The sequence below is a fragment of the Leucobacter viscericola genome, assembly GCF_011299575.1.
GTDB lineage: Bacteria > Actinomycetota > Actinomycetes > Actinomycetales > Microbacteriaceae > Leucobacter > Leucobacter viscericola.
The window spans coordinates 3,535,769-3,557,323 of the sequence record NZ_CP049863.1 but is presented as its reverse complement, the minus strand read 5'-3'; the positions used below and the strand labels follow the sequence as shown (position 1 = coordinate 3,557,323).

Below are 21,555 nucleotides of genomic sequence, written 5' to 3'. Positions count from 1 at the left end.
CGCTAAAGTTGCGAAGGTGAGCGAATCTGCAGGTACCACCAACGCCCCCACCGTAAGCGTCATCCTTCCCGTCTACAATTCGATGCCGTATCTCACGGGCACCATGGAGTCCGTTCTCGCCCAAGACCTCCACAACATCGAGGTCATTGCCGTGAACGACGGCTCGACCGACGGCTCGGGCGAAGAACTCGACCGCTTCGCGGCGCTCGACAGCCGCGTCACCGTGCACCATCAGCCCAACAGCGGCTGGCCGGGGATGCCACGCAATCGTGGGCTCGAAATAGCACGCGGCACGTTCGTTATGTTCATGGATTCCGACGACACCCTGGCAGAAAACGCGCTGAGTTCACTGGTCAACATGGCAGAGGATCGCCAGGCAGACGTCGTGATCCCCCGCTTCCAGGGCACCGGCGGCCGCCAGGTGCAGGGTCTCTTCCTGAGCTTCCCGGAGGGCGACATTGGTCTCCCCCGCGCCATGGAGACACTCTCGCCGCAGAAACTCTTCCGCCGCAGCATGATCGAGCAGGATCAGCTGCGCTTTCCCGAGGGCAAGGTGCGGCTCGAAGACGGCATCTTTATCACCCGTGCCTACACGATTGCCCGCCGCATCGCGTTCTGCGGAACGGACCCGCTCTACTTCATTGCGGAGCGCGACGACGGTCAGAACATCTCCGCGCGCCCGATCGATCCCGACAACTATGTTTCCTCGTGCCGCAAGATCGCCGAGCTGCTGCGCGACGGTGTCCCGGATGCAAAGCGGTCCGAACGCCTCATCCGCCAGTTCTTCTCCCGCAAGGGGCTGCGCTTCTACGCGGCGAAGCGATGGCTGAAGTTTGACGCCGCTCGCAAGCAACGCTGGGTCACCCTGCACCAGCAGTTTCTGCAAGACTTTGTGTCATCCGAAAGTGACGCACTCATTCAGAACGTCACCGATCGCCGTAAGGTGATGCTGATCCGCGCGGGCGACGTTGCGGGCCTCGACCGCCTGATCTCCGCGGAGCAGGATCTCGTGCACACGAACCAGTACCTCGGTGGCACCCAAGCCGCGTACGGCGTTGAGCTTCTCATCGCGATCAAGGCCGAGGACGCCACGGGCGTTCTGGGCCAGAGCCGCACACCAGCTACCTGGCGGCTCAATACCGCGCGCCTCGTACACCGTGTGCTGCGCCCGTTTTTTGGCCACCACTTTGCCCGAGGCCTCAGCCGCAAACTCTCACAGTTCGCAGTCGGGCACGTACCGGGTGCCTATCTGATGCTGGCAGGTCGTCGGGTGCGAAACGCTATTGCCGTACCGGGTCGCCTGGTCGGCGCAGAGGGCGGGTCACTGCACTTCAGGTTTGTGCTGCCTGAACAGCTACTCAAGCGCTTTCCAGGCGAGCGAGTCGACATGTGGACCATCGCCGAAGTGCACCCGAACCTGAGCGGCCGCCAGGCGCGTGTCCGCACGGCTCCGCTCAAGAAGGGTCAGAAGCTCGGTGGCATCGCCTACGCCACAAACCAGGGCAACCTGAGCCTGGATCTGCGCAAGAAGCGCGGTTAACTACGCGTCGAGCACATCAATGGCGTGCTGCAGATCGGCTGGGTAGACACTCTCGAACTCAACGGGTTCGCCCGTGCCGGGGTGTCGGAAGCCCAGCCGCATCGCGTGCAGCCACTGGCGGTCAAGGCCGAGGCGCTCTGAGAGTGTCGGGTCTGCTCCGTACATCGTGTCGCCAACGCAAGGATGGCGCTGTGCCGACATGTGCACACGAATCTGGTGCGTGCGCCCGGTCTCGAGCTCTACCTCAAGCAGGGTTGCGTAGGGAAACGCCTCGAGCGTGCGATAGTGCGTGACGGAGTGTTTGCCCTCCTGCACCACCGCAAACTTCCACTCGTGGCCGGGGTGACGCCCAATCGCGCTCTCGATCGTTCCCGAGAATGGATCGGGGTGACCCTGCACAACGGTGTGATAAATCTTGTCGACCTCACGCTGCTTAAACGCGCGCTTCAGCCTGCTGTAAGCGCGTTCGCTCTTCGCAACGGCCATGAGTCCACTCGTGCCCGCGTCGAGGCGGTGCACAATGCCCTGGCGCTCTGGTGGGCCAGAGGTCGCGATCCGGTACCCGGCGCCCGCGAGTGCTCCAAGCACGGTGGGGCCGTCCCACCCCAGGGAGGGGTGCGCGGCGACGCCAGCGGGCTTGTCGACCACAACAAAGTCTTCGTCGTCGTAGATGATGCCAAGCTCTGGCAACTCGACCGGCACGATCTCGGGACCGGTCTTTTCTGCCCAGCTCACTTCAAGCCAAGAATCCGCGGTCAAGCGATCCGATTTGCCGAGCACTTTGCCGTCAAGCGATACGCCCCCGGCCTGAGCGACCTCGGCGGCGAAGCTTCGGGAAAATCCCATCAGCTTGGCTAGCGCGGCGTCGACCCGCTGCCCGGCAAGCCCATCGGGCACGGGCAGGCTACGGTGTTCCATCGTTACTTTCGCTGGGCTCGGGATCGGACTCGCGATCCTGCTCGACTTTTGCACCCCTGCGAGCGCGTGGTGTGCCATCGAGCGGCAACCCGAACAGGGTAATGAGCACAAACAGCACCATGCCGACCACGATGCCCATGTCTGCGATGTTGTAGATCGCGGGGATCATCCACGGGGTCGAGATGAAGTCGATGACGTGACCAACCGGAAAACCGGGGTCCCGCGTCAACCGATCAGTCAGGTTACCGAGTACACCGCCAAGCAGCAGGCCCAGGAAGATCGACCACGAGATCGAACGTAGGCGCCGGATCTGCCACAGGATCACCACAACAACCACGGCTGCAAGAATGGTGAAGATCCAGGTGGAGCCACTCGCCATGGAGAAGGCTGCACCCGGGTTGCGCACAAAGTGCCACTGCAAAAACTCGCCCAGAACGGGCACGGTTTCGCCCTCTGGCAGGTTTGCGACAACCCAGTTCTTCACGAGTTGGTCAGCGATGAAGACCGCTGCCGCTACCAAAAGCAGCAGCAGCGGTATCCAGCGCTTACGCGAAGCGGGTTGCTCGACTGTCGTTCCCGATGCCTCGGGAGTCTCGCTCACGCTCTCGATTACTGCAGGCCGTCAGGAGCGCCAGCGGGCTCGGGTGAGCCGTCAAGGCCGCGCAGCTGCGACTGAATGTAGGAGCGCAGCGTTGAGCGGTACTCGCTCTCGAACTGGCGAAGGTCTTTGATCTTGAACTGCAGATCGCTGCGCTCGTCGCCGAGCAGGCGAAGCTCATCAGCACGCTGCTTCTGCGCCTCTTCGATGAGCTGCTTAGCGGTGAGCTCAGCGTCTTCGACCATCTGGTCGCGCTTTGCCTGCGCCTCGCTGATGAGGCTGTCGCGAGTTGCTTCGCCCTCACGAACGTGCTTGTCGTGCAGTTCAAGTGCGAGCTGCAGCATTGCGCTCGACTTGACGGCGTCGGGCTGCGCAGCGTGCGTTTCTTGCACCGCGGGTGCCTCTGCCGGAGCTGCGGGAGCGACCGGTGCCTCTACGACGATGGTCTGCTCGGAAACGGCCTCTTCGGACGCACCGGAGCGAGCCTCGCAAGCCGCAAGCTTCTGGGTAAGATCATCGACCTGTGCCTGAAGCTCAGACTTCTCCACCTCGTGCTGGCGCAGCAATTCGACGATTGAGTCAAGGAAATCGTCGACCTGGTCGAGATCGTAACCGTCGCGGAACTTAGTGATCGTAAATTTCTGATTTACGACATCTTCAGGAGTCAAGGCCATCGTTACGTCTCTTTCAATTCGGTTTCACTCACGTGATCAGTACAACGCTAGCAAAAAAAGCCTGATTCTCGCAGCGCGCACCATTTTCTACTACAAATAGCCAGGAATGACCGCTAACAAGATCCAGCAAGACAGCATAGTAAGCAGCCAGCCAAGGTCCAAAGAAACCTGGCCGAGCCTGATGGGAGGGAGGAGGCGTCGGAACATCCGAATGGGCGGATCCGTCAGCGTATAGACAAATTCAACTGCAACAGCCATCGGGCCGCGCGGCCGGAAATTGCGGCTGAGCACACGAATCCAGTCGATCACGAACCGCGCCCAAAGAATGATCACAAAAATGCGCAGGGCGACACGGAAGAGTGTCAGAACCCCAAAAAGTATCTCCACGTTATGCGGAAGGCGTCACAAAGAACGAACCGCTGTCGTTCGGCGCCGATTCGTCGCTGCCAACCTCGATGTGCTCGGGGGTCAGCAGAAAGACCTTGCTCGTGACACGCTCGATGCGCCCGTTGAGGCCCATGGTCAAACCGCTCGCGAAGTCGATGAGGCGCTTTGCGTCTGGTTCGTTCATGCGCGACAGGTTGATGATAACGGGAAGACCGTCGCGGAAGCCCTCTGCGATCGACTTTGCGTCGCGGTACTCTGCGGGGTGAACCGTCAAAATCTCGTTCATCACGGGAGCGCCAGCCTGCCTGGTGGGCGTAACCCTACGCAGGGGCGTGACGGCCGCGCGCTGCGGAGCAGGGCGGCTGTTCTGAGGCTTCGCCGCCGGCGTGGCGGCAGAGCTCTGCTGCACCGACTGGGTCGGCTGCTGTGCCGTGGCGTTCTGGTCTTCGAGGTCTTCCTCGGCGAGTCCCAGGAACACCATGGTCTTCTTCAGCGCGTTACTCATTTTCTCTCCCAACGGTGCGGTGTCTTGAGACTACCGGTGCTCCGGCCGATTACCCGTGATTGCACTGCCAATACGAAGGTGTGTCGCGCCCGCCGCAATGGCCTCGACGTAGTCGTGTGTCATCCCCGCGGATATCGCCGAGGCACTGGCGTCAAGCGCCCGCACCCGATCCGAGTAACCCGCAAGGCGCTCGAACGCAGCCGCGGCGGGCTCTTCCAACGGCGCCACCGACATCACACCGCGCAGTCGCAGCGAGGGCGTTGCCAGCACTTTCTCGGCGAGAGCTTCGATCCCGTCGGGGGCAACTCCCCCGCGACCCGGGTCATCCGTAAGGTTGATCTGCACAAACGCATCAATCGTTCGCTCAGATTCGGGATCCGCGAGCGCATCAACGAGCCGCTCGCGATCAATCGAGTGGATCGCGTGTGCGTACCGCGCGGCCTGCCGCGCCTTCTTTGTCTGCAACTGGCCGATGAAGTGCCAGTTCAGATCAAGCTGCGCGAGCTCCTCGGCCTTTGCCTGGGCTTCCTGGTGACGATTCTCGCCAACGTCGCGGACCCCCAGCTCAGCGAGGGCAGCCACGAGGCTCGCGGGGTGAAACTTCGTCACCACGATGAGCGTAACGTCGCCAGCGTCTCGGGAGGCCTGCTTGCAGGCCTCAGCGATACCCTCCTGCACTTGTTGCAGGCGGGCACCGAGTTCCGGGTATGACGCCAGGGCTTCGTTTGCCAACGAATTACCTCAGGAACTCGGGAATGTCGAGGTCGTCATCGTCATCGCCGTCAAACGCTGGATCAGGCAGCTGCGCCTCAACGGGAGGGTTCGAAAGCACTTCACCGAACTGCCCCGTAGCGGGGCTGGAGAGCGATTCAGCACCCCCGGCGCTCACCGCGCCAACACCGGCGGCAATGCGGGCCGTGCTTGCAGCCTCATCGATGCCCTCGACGTGGCTGCCGCGGCGGCCACGCTCGACGGGAGCGGTCTGCGCGACGGGCTCATCGTCAAAACCAGCGGCGATCACCGTGACGCGCACCTCGTCACCGAGCGTGTCGTCAATGACCGTACCGAAGATGATGTTTGCCTCGGGGTGCACAACGTCTTGCACGAGGGTCGATGCCTCGTAGATCTCGCTGAGCGCGAGGTTCGAGGATCCCTGAATGGAGAGCAGCACACCGTGGGCGCCCTCAACCGAGGCCTCAAGCAGCGGCGAAGCAACGGCAAGCTCGGCCGCCTTAATGGCCCTGTCAGCACCCCGCGCCGATCCGATACCCATGAGGGCAGCACCGGCTCCCTGCATAACCGACTTCACGTCCGCGAAGTCAAGGTTGATGAGACCCGGGGTGGTAATCAGATCGGTGATACCTGAGACACCGGCGAGCAGCACCTGATCTGCTGCGGCAAACGCTTCGATCATGCTGATGCCCGGCTCGCTGATGTCGAGCAGGCGGTCGTTTGGCACAACGATGAGCGTGTCGACGGCCTCGCGCAGCGTGTGCACACCGGCATCGGCCTGGGCAGCACGGCGCTTGCCCTCGAAGCTAAAGGGACGGGTCACAACACCGATGGTGAGCGCACCGATCGACTTTGCGATCCGCGCCACGACCGGAGCAGCACCGGTGCCGGTGCCACCACCCTCACCCGCGGTAACAAAGATCATGTCGGAGCCGGCGAGAGCCTCTTCGATTTCCTCGGCGTGGTCCTCGGCTGCGCGACGCCCCACCTCGGGATCGGCGCCAGCGCCAAGTCCGCGAGTGAGTTCGCGTCCGATATCGAGCTTGACGTCGGCGTCGCTGAGCAGCAGCGCCTGCGCGTCGGTGTTCACGGCAATGAACTCAACTCCGCGCAGACCAAGCTCGATCATGCGGTTGACAGCGTTGACGCCACCGCCGCCAACACCGACGACCTTGATCACCGCGAGGTAGTTCTGGTTCGTTGACACGTGGTTCCTCCGCCCCTAACCCTAAACCTCTACCTGAAGTTAAAAGTTAGTATCGCCGTATACATTTCCTGGGCACCAAGGTATGTCCCAGGGAGGCAAGTCGCCCGGAGACACGCCGAAACTACTGGAAGACGGGGGCCTCAGTTGATGAAACGTCGATGCGCGTGACCGCGCGATCGCCAAGGGCACCCAGCATCGAGGTGAGCACAACGGCCTTTTTCTTCGAGAGTTCGGCGTCGCCCCACATCACTTCAACCCCGCTCGCGAGCTTGAGGGTCACGTCCTGACCGCTTGAGGCGGTGATCGACACAACCTGCGCGCGCAGTTCGGCCGGCATGTCGCGCAGCACGCGGGCTGAAGCGGCGAAGGCCTTCGACTTTTTGTCTGATGCTGGGCCGCTCGCGAGTGGTACTCCCGCTGGCGGGGCCTCCGCGGTTCCAAGCATGACACCCGCCGCATCGTAGAGCTGGAACGCGCCACCCTTTTCGATCGACAGCACCGGTACACGCTCCTCAATACGTACTTTGAGCGTGCTCGGCGGGATCACCTCCATGGAATACCGCTCGATCCCGGGGAAGGGCTCGAGGGCATCTCGGATCGCGGAATCCTGAACAAGCGCGAGCGGCACTCCCCTAAAGTCCGACAGTGCCTTTTGCAGGTCTTCAACTTTGACGCTTGTGGCACCCTCGATCTGCACATCACGCACCGCCATGAGGGGCGTAAAAACCCCCACTGCCACAAAGAGCGCAAGCGCGGCAACGGTTCCGAGCGCGATAAACCAGTTGCGCCGACGCCGACGCGTATGCGCCGAGAATCTGCGGCTCTCTCGCTTCTGCTGAGACTTCACCCGGCGAGCGGCCTCACGCAGCTGTCGCTCTGCCTCGGCTACCGGGTCGGGCTCCGCCCGATACACCGGCTCCGAGGCTGACTCGAGGTCGTTTGACGCCTCAGATTGAAACCTGCGCAGCACGCCGCTCAGTCGTCGCGAATGATCGGGGGCCGGGTCTTCGTCAGTTTCCGGCACCGATGGGACCGGCACCGATGGAACCGACACCGACGCGATCGGCTGCTCATCGGGCTCCTGCCGATCCGGCAACCGGTCAAACCCGCCTGGTCGTTTCACTTCGCTGCAGGCTCCGCGACGTCGAAGCGGTTCTGCAGCGCTGCCACGATCTGCGGGATGATCTGGTAGACCGTTCCGCAGCTCATCGTGACCATCACGTCACCGGGCTTGGCGATTTCAGCGAGGTAATCCGCGGCGTTCTGCCAGTTGTCAAGGTAAGCCACCTTTGAGGCATCGTTGAAGTCGCGGGACACCAGCTCGCCTGTCACACCGGGCACCGGATCCTCGCGCGCGCCGTCAACCGCGAGCACCACCGTGTGATCGGCACCCTGTTCAAGCGCCTCCGCGAACTCGCGGTGGAAGGTACTGGTTCGGCTGAAGAGGTGCGGCTGGTGTACCGCGATCAGGCGCCCCTCACCGACCACAGCGCGGGCCGAATCAAGGAGCGCTGCAACCTCGGTCGGGTGGTGAGCGTAGTCGTCGTAGACACGCACACCCGCAACATCCGCGTGAAATTCAAAGCGACGCTTTGTGCCACCAAACTCTGCAATGGCGGCCAGGGCGGCGCCCGGTTCGTGTCCAAGGGCGGTCAGTACGGCAAGCACACCAACGGCGTTCAGGGCGTTGTGGCGGCCATACACACCGAGCTGTGCGTCGAAACGGTTGCCGTCGATCTCGACCCCAAAGCGCACGAGGTCGGAATCATCAACGTCGACCAGTCGCACATCGGCATCTGCGGCCTCACCGAAGGTGCGAATCGGTGTTGTTGTCCCCGCCGCACGGAGGGCAGCGAGCACTTCAAGCGCCCCCTTGTCATCGGCAGAGATCACGATCTGTTCGGTGGCACCACGGGCGAAGTCGACAAACGCCTGCATGAACGCTTCACGGGAGCCGTAGAAGTCGAGGTGTTCCGGGTCTACGTTGGTGATGAGCGCAACTGCCGTCTCGTAGAGCAAAAATGACTTGTCAGACTCGTCTGCCTCAATTGCAAACAGTTCGTCCGCGCCCGCGCCCGAACTCACTCCCAGCGACTCGATGATCCCGCCGTTCACAAAAGACGGATCGAGCCCGAGACCGAGCATGCCCGTAACGAGCATGCCGGTCGAGGTGGTTTTGCCGTGGGCACCGGCAACCGCCACCACACGCCTATTGCGCGACAGCCAGGCGAGCGCCTGGGAGCGGTGCAGCACCGGTAGGCCCTTTGTGAGGGCCAGCTGATACTCGGGATTATCTTGCCAGAGCGCTCCGGTCACAACGAGCGTGTCGGCGTCACCGACGTTCGCGGCGTCGTGGCCGATCGCGACCTTGATGCCGAGCTCTTCGAGCGCTTTGGTCGAGTAGTTTGCGCTGCGATCGGATCCCGTGACCCGAACCCCAGCCTGATGCATCATGCGGGCGATTCCGCTCATGCCTGACCCGCCAATGCCAACAAAGTGGACGTTACCGAGATCGGCGGGAATCTTCAGATCGAGATCAGGGTAAATCATCGGGGCTCCTTCTGGGGGTCTGCCCGTCAAGAATAGCGCTATGCGGCTTGGAAGATCACACGAGCTACCCCGCCAGCGCCTCCCGCACCATCTCGAGCAGTCGCTCGGTGCCATCAAGCGAGCCCGCGCTGCGTGCCCGGGCCGACATATCGGCGAGACGCGTCTCGTCTCCCAGCAACGGGATAAGCGTCTCCCGCACCCAAACAGGTGTCAGCTCGGTGTCTTCAACAAGAAGCGCGCCCCCCGCAGACACCACACTCGCCGCGTTAAAACGCTGCTCGCCATTCCCATGGCTGTAGGGAACAAGAACCGCGGGCACACCGAGGCCAGCAAGTTCACTCACCGTCGTGGAACCGGCGCGCGAGACTGCAAGGTCACAGGCGGCAAACGCGAGATCCATGCGGTCACAGTAGGGAATGACGCTGTAACCGGGCACACCGGGATCCTCGAGCTCCGTGAGCCCACCCCAGACGTGCAGCACCTGCACACCGGCTGCGGTCAAGTCGGCAGCTGCCGAAGAAATCCCGTGGTTGATCGCGCGGGCGCCCAGGGATCCCCCGGTCACAAGAAGTGTGCGCCGTTCGGGATCGAGGCCAAAATGTTCGCGAGCACTCGCGCGCAATCCGGCACGATCGAGTCCCGTGATCTCGGGCCGCAGCGGCATCCCCGTTACTCGGGCCCCCGCGATGGGGGTGCCGGGGAACGTCACGGCAACAAAGTTCGTGTTGCGCGCGCCCAGTTTGTTTGCCATTCCGGGCTTCGCGTTCGCCTCGTGGATCACGTACGGAATGTTCTCGGCCTTTGCCGCTCGATACGCGGGGGCAGCGGCGTAACCGCCAAAGCCCACAACAACGTCGATCCCCCTAGAGCGGATCAACTCGCGCACCTCGCGCACCGCACCCGCGAAGCGCGCAGGAAACTTCAGCGCCGCTGCGTTCGGTCTCCTCGGAAACGGGAGCCGGGCGATGAATGCCAGCTCGTAACCGCGCTCGGGCACAAGCCTGGCCTCGAGCCCCTCGCGGGTGCCAAGAACGAGCACCTCCGCGTCGGGTTCCTGAGCACGAATAAGGTCGGCGAGGGCTAGCAGCGGGTTTACGTGTCCCGCGGTGCCACCTCCTGCAAGCAGATAGCTGGTCATCGCAGAAGCTTACCCTCCGCGAGCTCTCGCTGGTACAGCGTGCCGTCGCGCGCGATCGAAATCACCACGCCCATTGCGACCAAACACGCAATGAGCGCCGTGCCTCCCGAACTGATGAGCGGAAGGGGAACACCGAGAACCGGCAGGATCCCGACGACCACGGCAATGTTGACGAAGGCCTGGCCGATGATCCAGACCATCACGCCGCCCACAACCGCCTTGCCAAAACGATCCCTCGCCCGCGCAATGACACGCAGCATCACGAGGGCGAGCACCACAAACATTGCCACGACGAGAATGGCGCCGATGAGCCCAAGCTCTTCGCCAATGATCGCGAAGATGAAGTCGTTGTCTGCCGCGGGAAGCCAATTCCACTTCGCCTTCGAGCCGCCCAAACCAACACCAAAGAGTCCGCCACCCGCGAGCGCCCATTTACCGTGCAGGGCCTGCCAGCCAAGCCCACTGTAGTCAGAGTCACCGTCAGCGTGCCCCAGGAGGCGGGCCATACGGTTCGGGCTCGTCACGAGGAAGAAAATCACTGCGAGCACCCCACCGAGCACAATGACCCCGAGCGACTTCCAGCTGACTCCCCCGAAGTACAGCGCGCCAATAACAAGCGCCGCCATAATCATGACAGTGCCGAGATCATCACCGAGCAGCACAAGGCCGAGTGCGAGTACCGCCCCGGGAAACACAACTGGAATCAGCTCGTGCTTCATCTCGCCAAGTAGCGGCTCCTTTTTCAGCAGCACCGCGCCGATCCACACCACCAACGCAAGCTTGAGCGTCTCTGAGGGCTGGGCGCTAAACGAGGTACCGATCTGGATCCAGTTGCGGTTACCGTAAACCTCAACTCCGAGCGGAGTAAACACCAGCAACTGCAAGAACAGGCCTATGCCGAACAGCCACCAGGCCCAACGCTTCCAAAAGGTTACCGGCATGGCCGCGGCGAGCAGCATAAGTGGAAGCCCGATCAGCGCAAACGTTGCTTGACGCCATAGCCCACCGAAGAATCCCTGTCCAGCCACATACGACGTGATCGAAGACGCCGAAAGCACCATGATCAGCCCGAACCCCACCAGCAACAGGGTGATGGCGTAGAGCGCAGCAACCGTACGGTCTGTTCCAGCTCTGAGAGAGGCACCCAAACTTATACGGGTCTGGGCGCCAAAAGCACCGGGATTACTCCCCGCCGACACCCGCGGCTCCTCCGGTCAACTCACGGACCGCATCCTGGAAACGACGGCCGCGATCTGTGTAACCCTTGAACTGGTCAAGCGATGCCGCCGCTGGTGAGAGCAAAACCGTGTCGCCGGACTGGGCGATCCTCGCAGCCGCCGCAACCGCCTCAACCATAATCAGGTCGGGATCCGACGTCGCAACCTCAACAAAAGGCAGCTCACCCAGGTGGCGCGTCAGCGCCGCCATCACCTCGGTACGCTCCGAGCCAATCACAACCGCACCCCGCAGCTTCGGGGCGTGCGTGAGCACGAGCTCGTCAATGTCGACTCCCTTGAGCTGGCCGCCAAGAATCCAGACGACCTCGCTCAGGGCCCGCAACGACGCATCTGCGGCGTGCGCATTCGTGGCCTTGGAATCGTCGATCCAGCGGATGCCCTCGTGTTCACCGAGCTGCTGGGCCCGGTGGGGTGAGGGCTGAAAGCTGAGGATCGCGCTCGCGACCTCGGTGGGTTCAACCCCGCGAGACCGCGCGAGTGCACTCGCAGCCAGAATATTTTGCACCATGTGAGGAGCCGCGGTTCCGCGCTCAAATAGTTCGTCGACCGTCACTAGCTCAAAGGCCTCGTTGCGGCGCTCCGCGTGGAATCCGCGGTCAACCAAAATGCCCTCGATCACACCAAACCCGCTCGGCGGCGGTGTATCTAGGCCAAAGCTAATAGCGCGCGCACCCTCAACAACATCGGCGTTCTCCACCATCTGCTCGGTTGCAAGGTCTGCCCGGTTGTACACGCAGGCGACCTGGGTGTTCTCGTACACCTTCGCTTTTGCGGCACGGTACGCCTCGGGGCTGCCGTGCCAGTCGAGGTGATCGTCTGCGATGTTGAGGCAGGCGCTCGCGTAGGGTGAGATCTCGCCCAGGCGTTCAAGCTGAAAGCTCGAGAGTTCAACGACCAGCGCGTCGTAGCCCTGCGGATCACGCAGCGCGTCCAAAATCGGCGTGCCGATGTTGCCCGCCGGTGTCGCGCGCAAACCACCGGCAACGAGCATGTGCGCGGTGAGTTCGGTCGTTGTGGTCTTGCCATTGGTGCCGGTGATGCAGATCCAGTCGGCGATCCGCGCGGTCTTATCGCGCAGCCGCCAGCCCAGCTCAATGTCGCCCCACACAACAACGCCGTTCTCGGCCGCCCACGTGGTGAGCGGGTGATCAGGGCGATACCCGGGAGACACAATGACCAGCTCGGGGTCAAACACCCGCAGGTCCGTGAGCTGACCGTCGTTGTTGTCGTCGCAGTAGCGTTCTGAACCGATGACGTCGAGTAGGCGCTCGCGATCCGGGTCGGGGGCGCCGTAAATCACCCGCACGCGCGAGCCCAGCTCCACGAGTGTGTCCGCGACCGAAAAGCCGGTTACGCCGAGGCCGAGCACAGCGACCCGAAGCTCGCTCCAGTCGTGGTGCCAGCTCGAAAGGGCCAGCACTCGATCCCGCACCGCGTTTGTCTGTTCTTGCGTCACTGCTGCAGCAACCATTCTCCGTAAAATCCACCAATGCCTGCGATCACAAAGAGCGCCGCGATTATCCAGAAGCGCACAACCACCGTCACCTCGGCCCAGCCTTTGAGTTCAAAGTGGTGGTGGATAGGGCTCATCAGGAAGATACGTTTGCCCCGCGTCACTTTGAAGTAGGCGCGCTGCAGGATCACGGATCCCGATTCGATAATGAAGAGACCGCCGAGCAGCACAAGCAGCAGTTCGGTCTGGGTGAGGATCGCAAACGCAGCAATCGCGCCGCCAAGGCCGAGAGAGCCGGTATCGCCCATGTACACGTGTGCGGGGCTCGTGTTCCACCATAGGAAGCCACCGAGCCCGCCGAGGAAGGCCGCCGCAACAACCGCGAGATCCATCGGATCGCGCACGAGGTAGCAGCCGGCTTCGTAGGCGGTGCTGAAGCAACTCTGCGAGGCCTGCCAGAAGCCGATGATCATGTAGGCACCAAAGACCATAATCGAGGCGCCACCGGCAAGGCCGTCAAGCCCGTCCGTGACGTTCACGGAGTTGGTGGTCGACACAACAATCACGATGACCCAGAGCACAAACAGGCTGATGCCGAGGATCGTGCCGAAGGACATGAAGTCGAAGGGGAGATCGCGGAAAATCGAGATGTGGGTCGACCCCGGGGTGAATCCCGCGTCGTTCGGAAAACGGAGCGCAAGGAAGGCAAACACGATCGCCACGAGCACCTGGCCACCAATTTTCGCCCAGCCGCCAAGGCCGAGTGACTGCTGCTTGCGGGTCTTCAAGAAGTCGTCGATAAAGCCGACCGCTGCGGAGCCAACGGCCATCAGGATCACGAGTAGCGCTGACGGTGTCGGCTGCTCCCCCATCAAGAACTTGCCGAGGAAGTAGGCGATGACGGCGCCAGAGATGAAGATCAGCCCACCCATGGTGGGTGTGCCACGCTTCGCAAAGTGCGACTCGGGCCCGTCTTCACGAATGAACTGTCCCCAAGACAGCTTGCGGAAACCGCGCACGAACAGCGGCGTCAGCAGCAGCGAATAGAGCAGCGAGAAGCCACCCGCGATCAACAGGGCGATCATGCGAAAGCCTCTCCAAGTCGGTCACCGAGGAATCGAAGTCCCGCGGAGTTAGAAGATTTTACGAGCACTGTGTCGTTCGGTTGCAGCGTGCTCATCAGGTAGTCGAAGGCTTCATCCTGCTCTTCGAAGAACACACTCTCGCCATCCCACGAGCCCTCGTTAATGGCGCTGATGTGAAGTTGGCGAGCTTCTTTACCCACAACCACAAGCTCATTGATGCGCAGGCGCACGGCCTGCAGCCCGATACGAATGTGCTCCTCGATCGAGTACTCGCCGAGTTCGCTCATGGCTCCCAGCACGGCAACCGAGCGCCCGTCTGGCTTGCGAATCTGCGCGAGGGTGCGGATTCCCGCCGCCATCGAGTCTGGGCTCGCGTTGTAGGCGTCGTTCACGATTGTGACGCCGTCACGGCCGCCCATCACCTCCATGCGCCAGCGCGCTGCCTTGGTGGCGCTCTGCAGAGAATCCACAATCTCGCCGAGACTGAGGCCCAGCTCGTGGCCGACCGTCGCCGCCGCGAGGGCGTTGGTGACGTGGTGCTCGCCGAGCACGTGGAAATTGACGGGAGCGGACTCACCGTCGATGTGCAGCGTAAAGCGGGTGCCAGCAGCGTCGGAGTCAATGTCGCTCGCGCGCACGTGCGCCTCGGGGTGCAGGCCGAACCAGCGCACTCGGGCCTGCGTCAGCTCCGCCATGCGCGAGACGTGAGGATCATCCCTGTTGAGTACCGCCACCGCGGAGTCCGGCAGATCCCGAACCATCTCGCTCTTGGTGCGGAACGTGGTCTCGATGCCACCAAATTCTCCGGCGTGCGCGAGCCCAACGGTGAGCACAACACCGATGCTTGGCGGTGCCATGGCCGTCAGCCGCGCAATCTCACCCTCGGCGCTCGCACCCATCTCGGCAACGAGCGTGCGGGTGTCTTGCTGCACACGCAGCATGGTGAGCGGGCCGCCCACCTCGTTGTTAAACGACTTTTCTGAAGCGACCGACGATCCGCGTCGCTCCGCCATCGCGGCGACGAGGTTTTTGGTCGTGGTCTTGCCGTTCGACCCGGTAATCCCGACGATTGTCAATTCACCGGCCGCACGCACGCGATGCACCACCGCAGTCGCGAGCTGACCGAGTGCGATCGTCGCGTCGGCGACCACAATCTGCGGCACTCGATCGTCGACCTCACGCTCAACAACGAGCAACGCGGCGCCCGCGTCGACCGCTTTCGCAACAAAAAGGTGGCCGTCAGTTTCTTCACCGCGACGGGCGAAGAAGATCTGCCCCGCTTTTACCTCGCGCGAGTCGGTCTGCGACTCCCCGCTGACAATGGTGTCCGCCGACACAGAGTCGACTGATCCGCCGATTACAAGCCGCCCGTTCATGGCCGCCGCAATCTCGGCGAGCGTCAGATCAATCACGTGAGCAATCCTGCCTCGCGGAGCGCCCCGCGTACTTCATCACGCGCCGAGTAGGGAATCATCTGCCCAGCGACTTCTTGGTAGTCCTCGTGTCCGGGACCGGCATATAGAATAACGTCCCCCGGCTCAGCAAGCGAAATAGCGAGCCTCACCGCGCGCCGCGGATCGCCCTCTTCGATCACCGTTGCGTGGTTTGCGGATCGCGCGCCGGCCAGTAGCTGAGCGCGAATTTGCTCCGGTGGCTCGGATCGAGGGTGGTAGTCGCAGATGATCACGGTGTCGGCGTGAGCCCCCGCGATCCTGCCCATCTCCTCGCGTTTGGTTGTGTCTCGGTCGCCATCGGCGCCAAACATAAAGATGATCTTTCCGGGAGCGACTTCGCCAAGGGCCTCCAGCATCGCCTCGAATGCGCCCGGTGTGTGGCCGTAGTCAACGTAAAACCGGGGGCTGTGTTCGCCCGCGTGGTCACTCATCTCTTCAAGACGCCCCGGAATATAGACCGGGATCAGACCGTTCTCGAGCCCCGCTTCAACCTGGGCAATCGGGATCCCGGCCTCGTGCAGCATGATGAGCGCGAGCGCAGCATTCTCTGCCATGAACCGACCGAACACGGGCACCCGACCGCGAAAGTGCTCACCAGACGGGCCCTGCAAAACAAACGAGACTCCGTCGAGCGTTTGCCGTGTAATCGCGAGGTGCCAGTCGGCCTGCTGCCCAAACTCGGTTGCAAGCCTGGTCACGGGAATCTGAGACTCGCGCGCGATCCTCTGCCCATACGGCGAATCGACGACCACCACACCACGCGCGGCGTGCTCGGGCGCGAACAGCGCGAGCTTCGCCGCGAAGTACGTCTCCATGTCGCCGAAGTCGTCTAGGTGGTCCTGCGAAAAATTGTTGAAGGCAACCACGTCGAAGTGCACACCGTCGATGCGGTGTCGTTCGACAGCGTGCGCCGAGACCTCAAGCGCAACCGCGTCAACCCCTGCCTCTCGCATGCGTGCGAGCAGGCCGTGCAGCTCGGGCGCCTCTGGGCTCGTCAGGTTGCTCGTAATCACCTCGGCGCCGATGCGCCTTTCAGCGGTCGAGCTGAGGCCGGGCGTGAATCCCGCTGCGCTCAGTAGCTCGGCGAGCATGTAGACAACACTCGTTTTACCGTTTGTGCCAGTGATGCCAAACGTTTTGGCGTCGAAGCGCTCGTCGGTTCCGTAAATGGTCGCCGCGACTTCACCGGCAATCTGGCGCGGGTGAACCGACGTAACCAGAATCGGCATCGCGATCTCGGCGTTCTTAAACGCGGTGGCGGCAAGTTCAGCACCATCCGCATCGGTCAGGATCGCGACCGCACCCAGTTCAGCAGCCTGTTTTGCGAATTCCGCGCCGTGGCGCAGCGCTCCCGGTATACCCAGGTACAAATCCCCAGGTCGCACGTCGCGGGAATCGAGAGTAGCTCCCGTCGCCTCCGCGTTACCAGCCTCACCAACAGCCCTCAGCGAAAACCGCTCCGTCAGGGAGGCCAGAGATACCGGCGTCGGTGCCTTGGGTCGAATGCTGAGTACGTCTCCGGAACTCACGTGTTTTTGCCTCCTGGGCGGGGTGTGCGATCAATACAACGTTGGGTACGGGGTGAACTCTCCAGTGGACGGCGGAATGTGGAACGTGCGGATCGTAGCCTCGGCCGCGTCGTGGAACGCGGCGATGGCCGCCACGCTTCCATCATCCACCGAGTCGGAGAACCCAATAGATGCTACCGCGACGTACTGCGGGTTATCGGCGGGGAACACCCCGGCGAATGAGTTGACGTAGCCGTCGGTTCGGTAGAGACCGGTGTTCGGGTCCACTTCCTCCGCGGTTCCCGTCTTGCCAGCTACGCGGTAGCCGGGGATCGCGAGATTCTTACTGAACCAGCCCTGAGTCGCAACGGTCTCCATCAAGCCCATCATCTGCTGGGCAGTCTCGGGTTTCACGACCTGTACCGGGTCTCCGTGTTTGGGCACCACGGTTTTTCCGTCACCCGTTTTGCACGATTCGACGAGGGTCGGCGGCACACGCTTTCCACCGTTTGCAAGTGCCTGATAGACACCCGCGGTCTGCACGATGGTGGAGGAGAGTCCCTGCCCGAACATGGTGTTGTAAGAAGTTTGGGGATCCCACTTGTCAACGGGGGCCAACATCCCGGAGTCTTCCAACGGCATACCCGCTTCAGTCGCGATGCCAACACCGAACTTGCGCAGGTAGTCGTAGCGCACCTGAGGGGTGAGTCTAGCGCCCAGCATCGAAGTGCCCACGTTTGAGGACCGAGTCAAGATTCCCGCAAGGGTCCACGGCATTACCTCGTGGCTGAAGGCGTCCTCAAAGTACACATCTGGCTCAGGTCGCCAGTTTTCAGGGGTCGCGTTCTGGGTCTCGGGGGTCGCCTCGCCCTGATCGACCAGCGCTGCCGCGGTGATCATCTTAAATGTTGACCCTGGCTCGTAGGGCGCCACAAAGGATCGCGCCTCACGTTTCGTGGGGTCGGAGGCATCAACGTCGTTGGGATCCACGGAGCCGTCCTCCGCAACCGCCACGAGTTCACCGGTCTTGACATTCATGATGACCAGGTAACCGTACTCGGCGTTCACTTTCTGCGTCTGCTCGTTGATGATCTGCTGGGCTTGCCATTGCAGATCACGATCAAGCGTCAGCTTGACCGTGCCACCGTCGATCGTTTTCTGGGTAACCACAACACTGCCCGGCAGCGGCACACCGTCCGCGCTGCGCTCGTAATTCTCGGTGCCATCAATACCCGTGAGGCACTTGTCCTGTGACAGTTCGATACCGGCTTGCGGTTTATCTTCAGCCCCAGAGAACCCAATGATGTTTCCCGCGACCGCCCCGTTCGGGTAGGTCCGGGTCATGTGCGTGCTAAACGTGAGCCACGGAATGTTGAGTGCCTTCAGCTTGTTCAGCACAGTGAGGTCAACTGAACGCTTGACGTACGCGAAGTCTGACTTCTTGTTCTTCTTCAGCGCGTCGTCAACCGTTTTCTGAATCTCACTTGCCTTCTGGCCGGTGATCGCACCGATCTCCTCAAAGGCCTCTTTCGCGGTGACGTTGATCGTACCGACGCCGCCCTTCGGGTCTGGCCGGGTAAACACTCCCCCGTTCAGCCTCGTGTTTTTGGGCGAGAGCTGCACGTCGTATCGGGCGTCCGTGGTCGCCAGCACCACGCCGTTACGATCAACGATGTCACCGCGCATGCTCGGAATCTCAACGGGCACGGCACGCTTATCTTTTGCGTCCTCGTTCAACGCCGCGGCCGACACCAACTGCACGTCAGTCAGTCTCACCAGAAAGGCCAGCGAGGCGACCACAACGAGCGCTAGGGCAATTACGCGGCGAAACCGCGGTTGGCGCAGTCTCAACATCCCGCTCCTCACGTCTGTAACCGGGCCTAGTGCGTGTCTGGCGCCGGAAGTTTACCCTTCCACCGTACCGGCGCGTCAGTTGACTTGGCGGTAGTGGCAGCTGGGAGTCCGGTGTTACGGGAGACGGACACACCCTGTGCGTCGACCGTCGGCAGAGTGCTCAGTGTGGCGTTGGGCACGAGGTTGCTGTTCGCCTCCGTGGTCATCGAATCTAGCGAGCCAAGAATCGCACCGGTGCTGAGTTGCAGCGTCGCGGGCTGCACGTTCTGCACCATGCCCTGCGCGGCAGCGTTTGCGGCAAGGTTCTGCGGCGAAGCGAGCTTGTCGACGTTCTGCGAAAGCAGTCGTTGCACACGACCAAGGTCGCGCTTCTCGATCTCGAGAGCGCGTACCTCGTAGGCGCCCTGCGAAATGGCGATGCTGAGGCCAAGCTGCGCTGCGAGAATTCCGAGCACAATACCAACCGATACAAGAGCACCGATCAGTGGGCTCTTTCTGACGCGTTTGGGGGCCTCGGCGAGCCGCAGGGGTCGCTCGGTCGGCTCGGGCAGCGGTGCGACCGCCCCGAGTAGCCTGTCTCGGTCTAGTTCGAGTGGAACGGTAACGCTCATTCCACACCCCTTACTCGTTCAGCGGCGCGCAAGCGCACCGGGATTGCCCTTGGGTTCTGGGCACGTTCTTGCTCGTCCGCGAGTTCCGCGCCGCGGGTAAGCAGGCGGAACTCGGGACGATGTTCAGGAAGTTCGACGGGCAGCCCGGCCGGGGCCGTCGAACGGGATCGCTGCGCAAGCTCTCGCTTCACGAGACGATCCTCGAGTGACTGGTAGGCCATGATGACGGCGCGGCCGTTCAACGCAAGCAGGTCAAGAGCCGCGGGGATCGCGCGCTCGAGCACTGAAAGTTCGCTGTTGACCTCGATCCGCAGCGCTTGGAAGACACGCTTTGCGGGGTGTCGCTGGTCACGCACTGCAGCGGGTGTTGCCTGCTGCAAGATGTCAACCAGCTGTCCGCTTCGCTCGATCGGTGTTTCGGCCCGGGCCGCAATGATGGCCCGCGCGTACCGTGCTGCGAGCGGCTCTTCGCCGTAGCGCTCAAAAATCGCGCGCAGCCGCCCCTCGGGGGCAACCGCCAGCACCTCGGCTGCGGTCTCACCACTGCTCTGGTCCATGCGCATGTCGAGTGGCGCATCCTGCGCGTACGCGAATCCGCGTTCTGCCTCGTCCAACTGCAGTGACGAGACGCCCAAGTCAAAGAGCACTCCATCGATGCGGTTGAACCCGGCACTGCGCACGGCCTCGGCAATTTCGTCGTAAACCGCGTGCACAAGAATCGCCCGCTCGCCAAACCGCGCAAGCCTGTTCCCTGCCAGTCGCAAGGCCTCGGTGTCGCGATCCAGGCCGATCAGTGTGAGGCCTGGGTGAGCCTCGAGGAGTGCCTCGCTGTGCCCGCCCATGCCGAGCGTCGCGTCAACAACCACGGCGCCCTCTTGCGAGGCAGCCGGGGCAAGGAGTTCAAGGCAGCGTTGCAGCAGCACCGGAGTGTGCAGCGCGCTTGCATCACGTTCATCGTGTTGAGTCATGTGTCTCCGGGCTAGAACATGCCCGGAATCACCTCCTCTTCGATGTCAGAGAATGCAGATTCCTGAGCCGTCAGGTAGGCCTGCCAAGCTTCGGCATCCCAGATTTCAGCTCGGGATCCCGCGCCGATCACGGCAAGCTCACGGTCAAGCCCCGCGTACTCGCGAAGGCCGGCGGGTATCGTCACTCGAGACTGCTTATCCGGGGTTTCCGGGTGGGCACCCGACAGAAACACACGCAGGTAGTCACGCGCCTGCTTTGAGGTGACGGGTGCCTGTCGAATGCGCTCGTGCATCGAGGCAAACTCCGCCTCACTGAACACGTAGAGGCAGCGTTCCTGTCCACGAGTGATCACAAGTCCGTCAGAGAGCTCGTCACGAAACTTCGCGGGAAGGATCAGCCGTCCTTTGTCGTCAAGGCGAGGCGTGAAGGTTCCCAAAAACATGGCACCTCTCCTCTCCCTGACGCGATCAACGACCCCAGACTACTCCACTTTCCTCCACTTGAATGACTTTTTGCTCCACTTCGTTGCAGCGGAGCCAGACTTGCCCGTCATTACGCCAAGTTTTTTGGCGCGCCAAAGCGACCTGCTGACGCAATTGGTCGCGAGAGATCGCCAAAGAAGCGACCAACAGCGCACTCATCGATCATTTGTGGAGCAAAGTGGAGCAAAAGTGGGACGCAGAAGCGCGCAACAAAAAAGGGATCGTGGCCGAGGCCACGATCCCTAGATTGTGCTTACTACGCGAGCGGTACTACCGGTCGCCTTCCATACGCTCGTCCCAGCGGCGCTCCATGCGCTCGCTAAAGGACTCGCGCTCTTCCGCTTTCTTCTTCGACGAGTCGCCCTCAGGCGTTTCTTCAGCTTCTGGGCCGCGCGCAAACATAAGAAGTACCCCACCCAGCATGGCGGCAAAGCCGATTAGCCCCAGCCATAGCTGTTGGGCAGCAACTCCGCCGATCAGCACGCCGATGCCGACGATGCAAACAACGATGCCCAACACGAGTGAACGGTAATTTGTACGAGTGCGACGCACGGAAGCGGTCTGCATAACGTCAGCTTCGCTGCGATAGAAACCACGTTCCATTTCGTCCAGCAGCCGCTGTTCGTGCTCTGACAGAGCCATAACACCCTCC

Annotated in this window: 21 protein-coding genes; 1 reads left to right on the top strand and 20 read right to left on the bottom strand. The window is 62.2% G+C overall.

The window, feature by feature from the left end:
- Positions 1-16: 16 nt before the first annotated feature.
- A complete protein-coding gene (locus tag G7068_RS15475) occupies positions 17-1,540 on the top strand; it encodes a glycosyltransferase family 2 protein (RefSeq protein ID WP_244304555.1) in 1,524 nt (507 codons plus the stop codon).
- On the opposite strand, the gene G7068_RS15470 is transcribed toward G7068_RS15475, so the two are convergent.
- The 20 genes from G7068_RS15470 to G7068_RS15375 all read right to left on the bottom strand — a co-directional run bounded on the left by G7068_RS15470 (position 1,541) and on the right by G7068_RS15375 (position 21,545).
- Positions 1,541-2,458: an RluA family pseudouridine synthase gene (locus G7068_RS15470; protein ID WP_166292783.1), complete on the bottom strand. Its 918-nt coding sequence runs from the start codon at positions 2,456-2,458 to the stop codon at positions 1,541-1,543.
- A complete protein-coding gene (lspA, locus tag G7068_RS15465; protein WP_341873753.1) occupies positions 2,445-3,059 on the bottom strand; it encodes a signal peptidase II in 615 nt (204 codons plus the stop codon). Before lspA ends, G7068_RS15470 begins: the two co-directional genes overlap by 14 nt.
- An 8-nt stretch (positions 3,060-3,067) precedes the next feature.
- Positions 3,068-3,730, bottom strand: a complete 663-nt coding sequence (locus G7068_RS15460) for a DivIVA domain-containing protein (RefSeq protein WP_166292782.1) — start codon at positions 3,728-3,730, stop codon at positions 3,068-3,070.
- A gap of 90 nt (positions 3,731-3,820) precedes the next feature.
- Positions 3,821-4,117, bottom strand: a complete 297-nt coding sequence (locus tag G7068_RS15455; RefSeq protein WP_166292781.1) for a YggT family protein — start codon at positions 4,115-4,117, stop codon at positions 3,821-3,823.
- Between the two features lies 1 nt (position 4,118).
- Complete coding sequence (locus G7068_RS15450; RefSeq protein ID WP_166292780.1) at positions 4,119-4,622, bottom strand: cell division protein SepF; 504 nt, start codon at positions 4,620-4,622, stop codon at positions 4,119-4,121.
- A 30-nt stretch (positions 4,623-4,652) separates the two neighbouring features.
- On the bottom strand, positions 4,653-5,354 hold the full coding sequence (locus tag G7068_RS15445) for a YggS family pyridoxal phosphate-dependent enzyme (protein WP_166292779.1): 702 nt from the start codon (positions 5,352-5,354) through the stop codon (positions 4,653-4,655).
- A gap of 4 nt (positions 5,355-5,358) precedes the next feature.
- The gene (gene ftsZ, locus G7068_RS15440; protein ID WP_166292778.1) at positions 5,359-6,561 is read right to left on the bottom strand and encodes a cell division protein FtsZ; all 1,203 of its coding nucleotides are present in this window, start codon (positions 6,559-6,561) and stop codon (positions 5,359-5,361) included.
- Positions 6,562-6,682: 121 nt separating this feature from the next.
- On the bottom strand, positions 6,683-7,684 hold the full coding sequence (locus G7068_RS15435; protein WP_166292777.1) for a cell division protein FtsQ/DivIB: 1,002 nt from the start codon (positions 7,682-7,684) through the stop codon (positions 6,683-6,685).
- Complete coding sequence (gene murC, locus G7068_RS15430) at positions 7,681-9,111, bottom strand: UDP-N-acetylmuramate--L-alanine ligase (protein ID WP_166292776.1); 1,431 nt, start codon at positions 9,109-9,111, stop codon at positions 7,681-7,683. Before murC ends, G7068_RS15435 begins: the two co-directional genes overlap by 4 nt.
- A 64-nt stretch (positions 9,112-9,175) precedes the next feature.
- Entirely contained in the window at positions 9,176-10,249 is a 1,074-nt protein-coding gene (locus G7068_RS15425) for a UDP-N-acetylglucosamine--N-acetylmuramyl-(pentapeptide) pyrophosphoryl-undecaprenol N-acetylglucosamine transferase (protein ID WP_166292775.1), read from the bottom strand.
- A complete protein-coding gene (locus G7068_RS15420) occupies positions 10,246-11,448 on the bottom strand; it encodes an FtsW/RodA/SpoVE family cell cycle protein (RefSeq protein WP_166292774.1) in 1,203 nt (400 codons plus the stop codon). The genes G7068_RS15425 and G7068_RS15420 overlap by 4 nt, the downstream gene beginning before the upstream one ends.
- Entirely contained in the window at positions 11,432-12,958 is a 1,527-nt protein-coding gene (murD, locus tag G7068_RS15415; protein WP_166292773.1) for a UDP-N-acetylmuramoyl-L-alanine--D-glutamate ligase, read from the bottom strand. Before murD ends, G7068_RS15420 begins: the two co-directional genes overlap by 17 nt.
- Positions 12,940-14,025, bottom strand: coding sequence for a phospho-N-acetylmuramoyl-pentapeptide-transferase (mraY, locus tag G7068_RS15410; RefSeq protein ID WP_166292772.1), 1,086 nt, complete (start codon positions 14,023-14,025; stop codon positions 12,940-12,942). Before mraY ends, murD begins: the two co-directional genes overlap by 19 nt.
- Positions 14,022-15,437 carry a UDP-N-acetylmuramoyl-tripeptide--D-alanyl-D-alanine ligase gene (locus G7068_RS15405; RefSeq protein ID WP_166292771.1) on the bottom strand — a complete coding sequence of 472 codons (1,416 nt, stop codon included), beginning with the start codon at positions 15,435-15,437 and terminating at the stop codon, positions 14,022-14,024. Before G7068_RS15405 ends, mraY begins: the two co-directional genes overlap by 4 nt.
- Positions 15,434-17,008 carry a Mur ligase family protein gene (locus G7068_RS15400; RefSeq protein WP_166292770.1) on the bottom strand — a complete coding sequence of 525 codons (1,575 nt, stop codon included), beginning with the start codon at positions 17,006-17,008 and terminating at the stop codon, positions 15,434-15,436. The genes G7068_RS15405 and G7068_RS15400 overlap by 4 nt, the downstream gene beginning before the upstream one ends.
- Positions 17,009-17,038: 30 nt before the next feature.
- Positions 17,039-18,841, bottom strand: coding sequence for a peptidoglycan D,D-transpeptidase FtsI family protein (locus tag G7068_RS15395; RefSeq protein ID WP_166292769.1), 1,803 nt, complete (start codon positions 18,839-18,841; stop codon positions 17,039-17,041).
- Positions 18,842-18,867: 26 nt separating this feature from the next.
- Positions 18,868-19,452: a cell division protein FtsL gene (gene ftsL, locus G7068_RS15390; RefSeq protein ID WP_166292768.1), complete on the bottom strand. Its 585-nt coding sequence runs from the start codon at positions 19,450-19,452 to the stop codon at positions 18,868-18,870.
- Positions 19,449-20,420 carry a 16S rRNA (cytosine(1402)-N(4))-methyltransferase RsmH gene (gene rsmH / locus G7068_RS15385; RefSeq protein WP_166292767.1) on the bottom strand — a complete coding sequence of 324 codons (972 nt, stop codon included), beginning with the start codon at positions 20,418-20,420 and terminating at the stop codon, positions 19,449-19,451. The genes ftsL and rsmH overlap by 4 nt, the downstream gene beginning before the upstream one ends.
- An 11-nt stretch (positions 20,421-20,431) precedes the next feature.
- Complete coding sequence (gene mraZ / locus G7068_RS15380) at positions 20,432-20,863, bottom strand: division/cell wall cluster transcriptional repressor MraZ (RefSeq protein WP_166292766.1); 432 nt, start codon at positions 20,861-20,863, stop codon at positions 20,432-20,434.
- Between the two features lie 310 nt (positions 20,864-21,173).
- Positions 21,174-21,545, bottom strand: a complete 372-nt coding sequence (locus tag G7068_RS15375; protein ID WP_166292765.1) for a DUF3040 domain-containing protein — start codon at positions 21,543-21,545, stop codon at positions 21,174-21,176.
- Positions 21,546-21,555 lie beyond the last annotated feature (10 nt).

Excerpts from the sequence above, each read along its gene's own strand:
- G7068_RS15470 (WP_166292783.1), bottom strand. The coding sequence starts at position 2,458 with ATGGAACACCGTAGCCTGCCCGTGCCCGATGGGCTTGCCGGGCAGCGG.
- G7068_RS15460 (WP_166292782.1), bottom strand. The coding sequence starts at position 3,730 with ATGGCCTTGACTCCTGAAGATGTCGTAAATCAGAAATTTACGATCACT.
- G7068_RS15450 (WP_166292780.1), bottom strand. The coding sequence starts at position 4,622 with ATGAGTAACGCGCTGAAGAAGACCATGGTGTTCCTGGGACTCGCCGAG.
- murC (WP_166292776.1), bottom strand. The coding sequence starts at position 9,111 with ATGATTTACCCTGATCTCGATCTGAAGATTCCCGCCGATCTCGGTAAC.
- G7068_RS15425 (WP_166292775.1), bottom strand. The coding sequence starts at position 10,249 with ATGACCAGCTATCTGCTTGCAGGAGGTGGCACCGCGGGACACGTAAAC.
- murD (WP_166292773.1), bottom strand. The coding sequence starts at position 12,958 with ATGGTTGCTGCAGCAGTGACGCAAGAACAGACAAACGCGGTGCGGGAT.
- mraY (WP_166292772.1), bottom strand. The coding sequence starts at position 14,025 with ATGATCGCCCTGTTGATCGCGGGTGGCTTCTCGCTGCTCTATTCGCTG.
- G7068_RS15395 (WP_166292769.1), bottom strand. The coding sequence starts at position 18,841 with ATGTTGAGACTGCGCCAACCGCGGTTTCGCCGCGTAATTGCCCTAGCG.
- ftsL (WP_166292768.1), bottom strand. The coding sequence starts at position 19,452 with ATGAGCGTTACCGTTCCACTCGAACTAGACCGAGACAGGCTACTCGGG.
- rsmH (WP_166292767.1), bottom strand. The coding sequence starts at position 20,420 with ATGACTCAACACGATGAACGTGATGCAAGCGCGCTGCACACTCCGGTG.
- mraZ (WP_166292766.1), bottom strand. The coding sequence starts at position 20,863 with ATGTTTTTGGGAACCTTCACGCCTCGCCTTGACGACAAAGGACGGCTG.
- G7068_RS15375 (WP_166292765.1), bottom strand. The coding sequence starts at position 21,545 with ATGGCTCTGTCAGAGCACGAACAGCGGCTGCTGGACGAAATGGAACGT.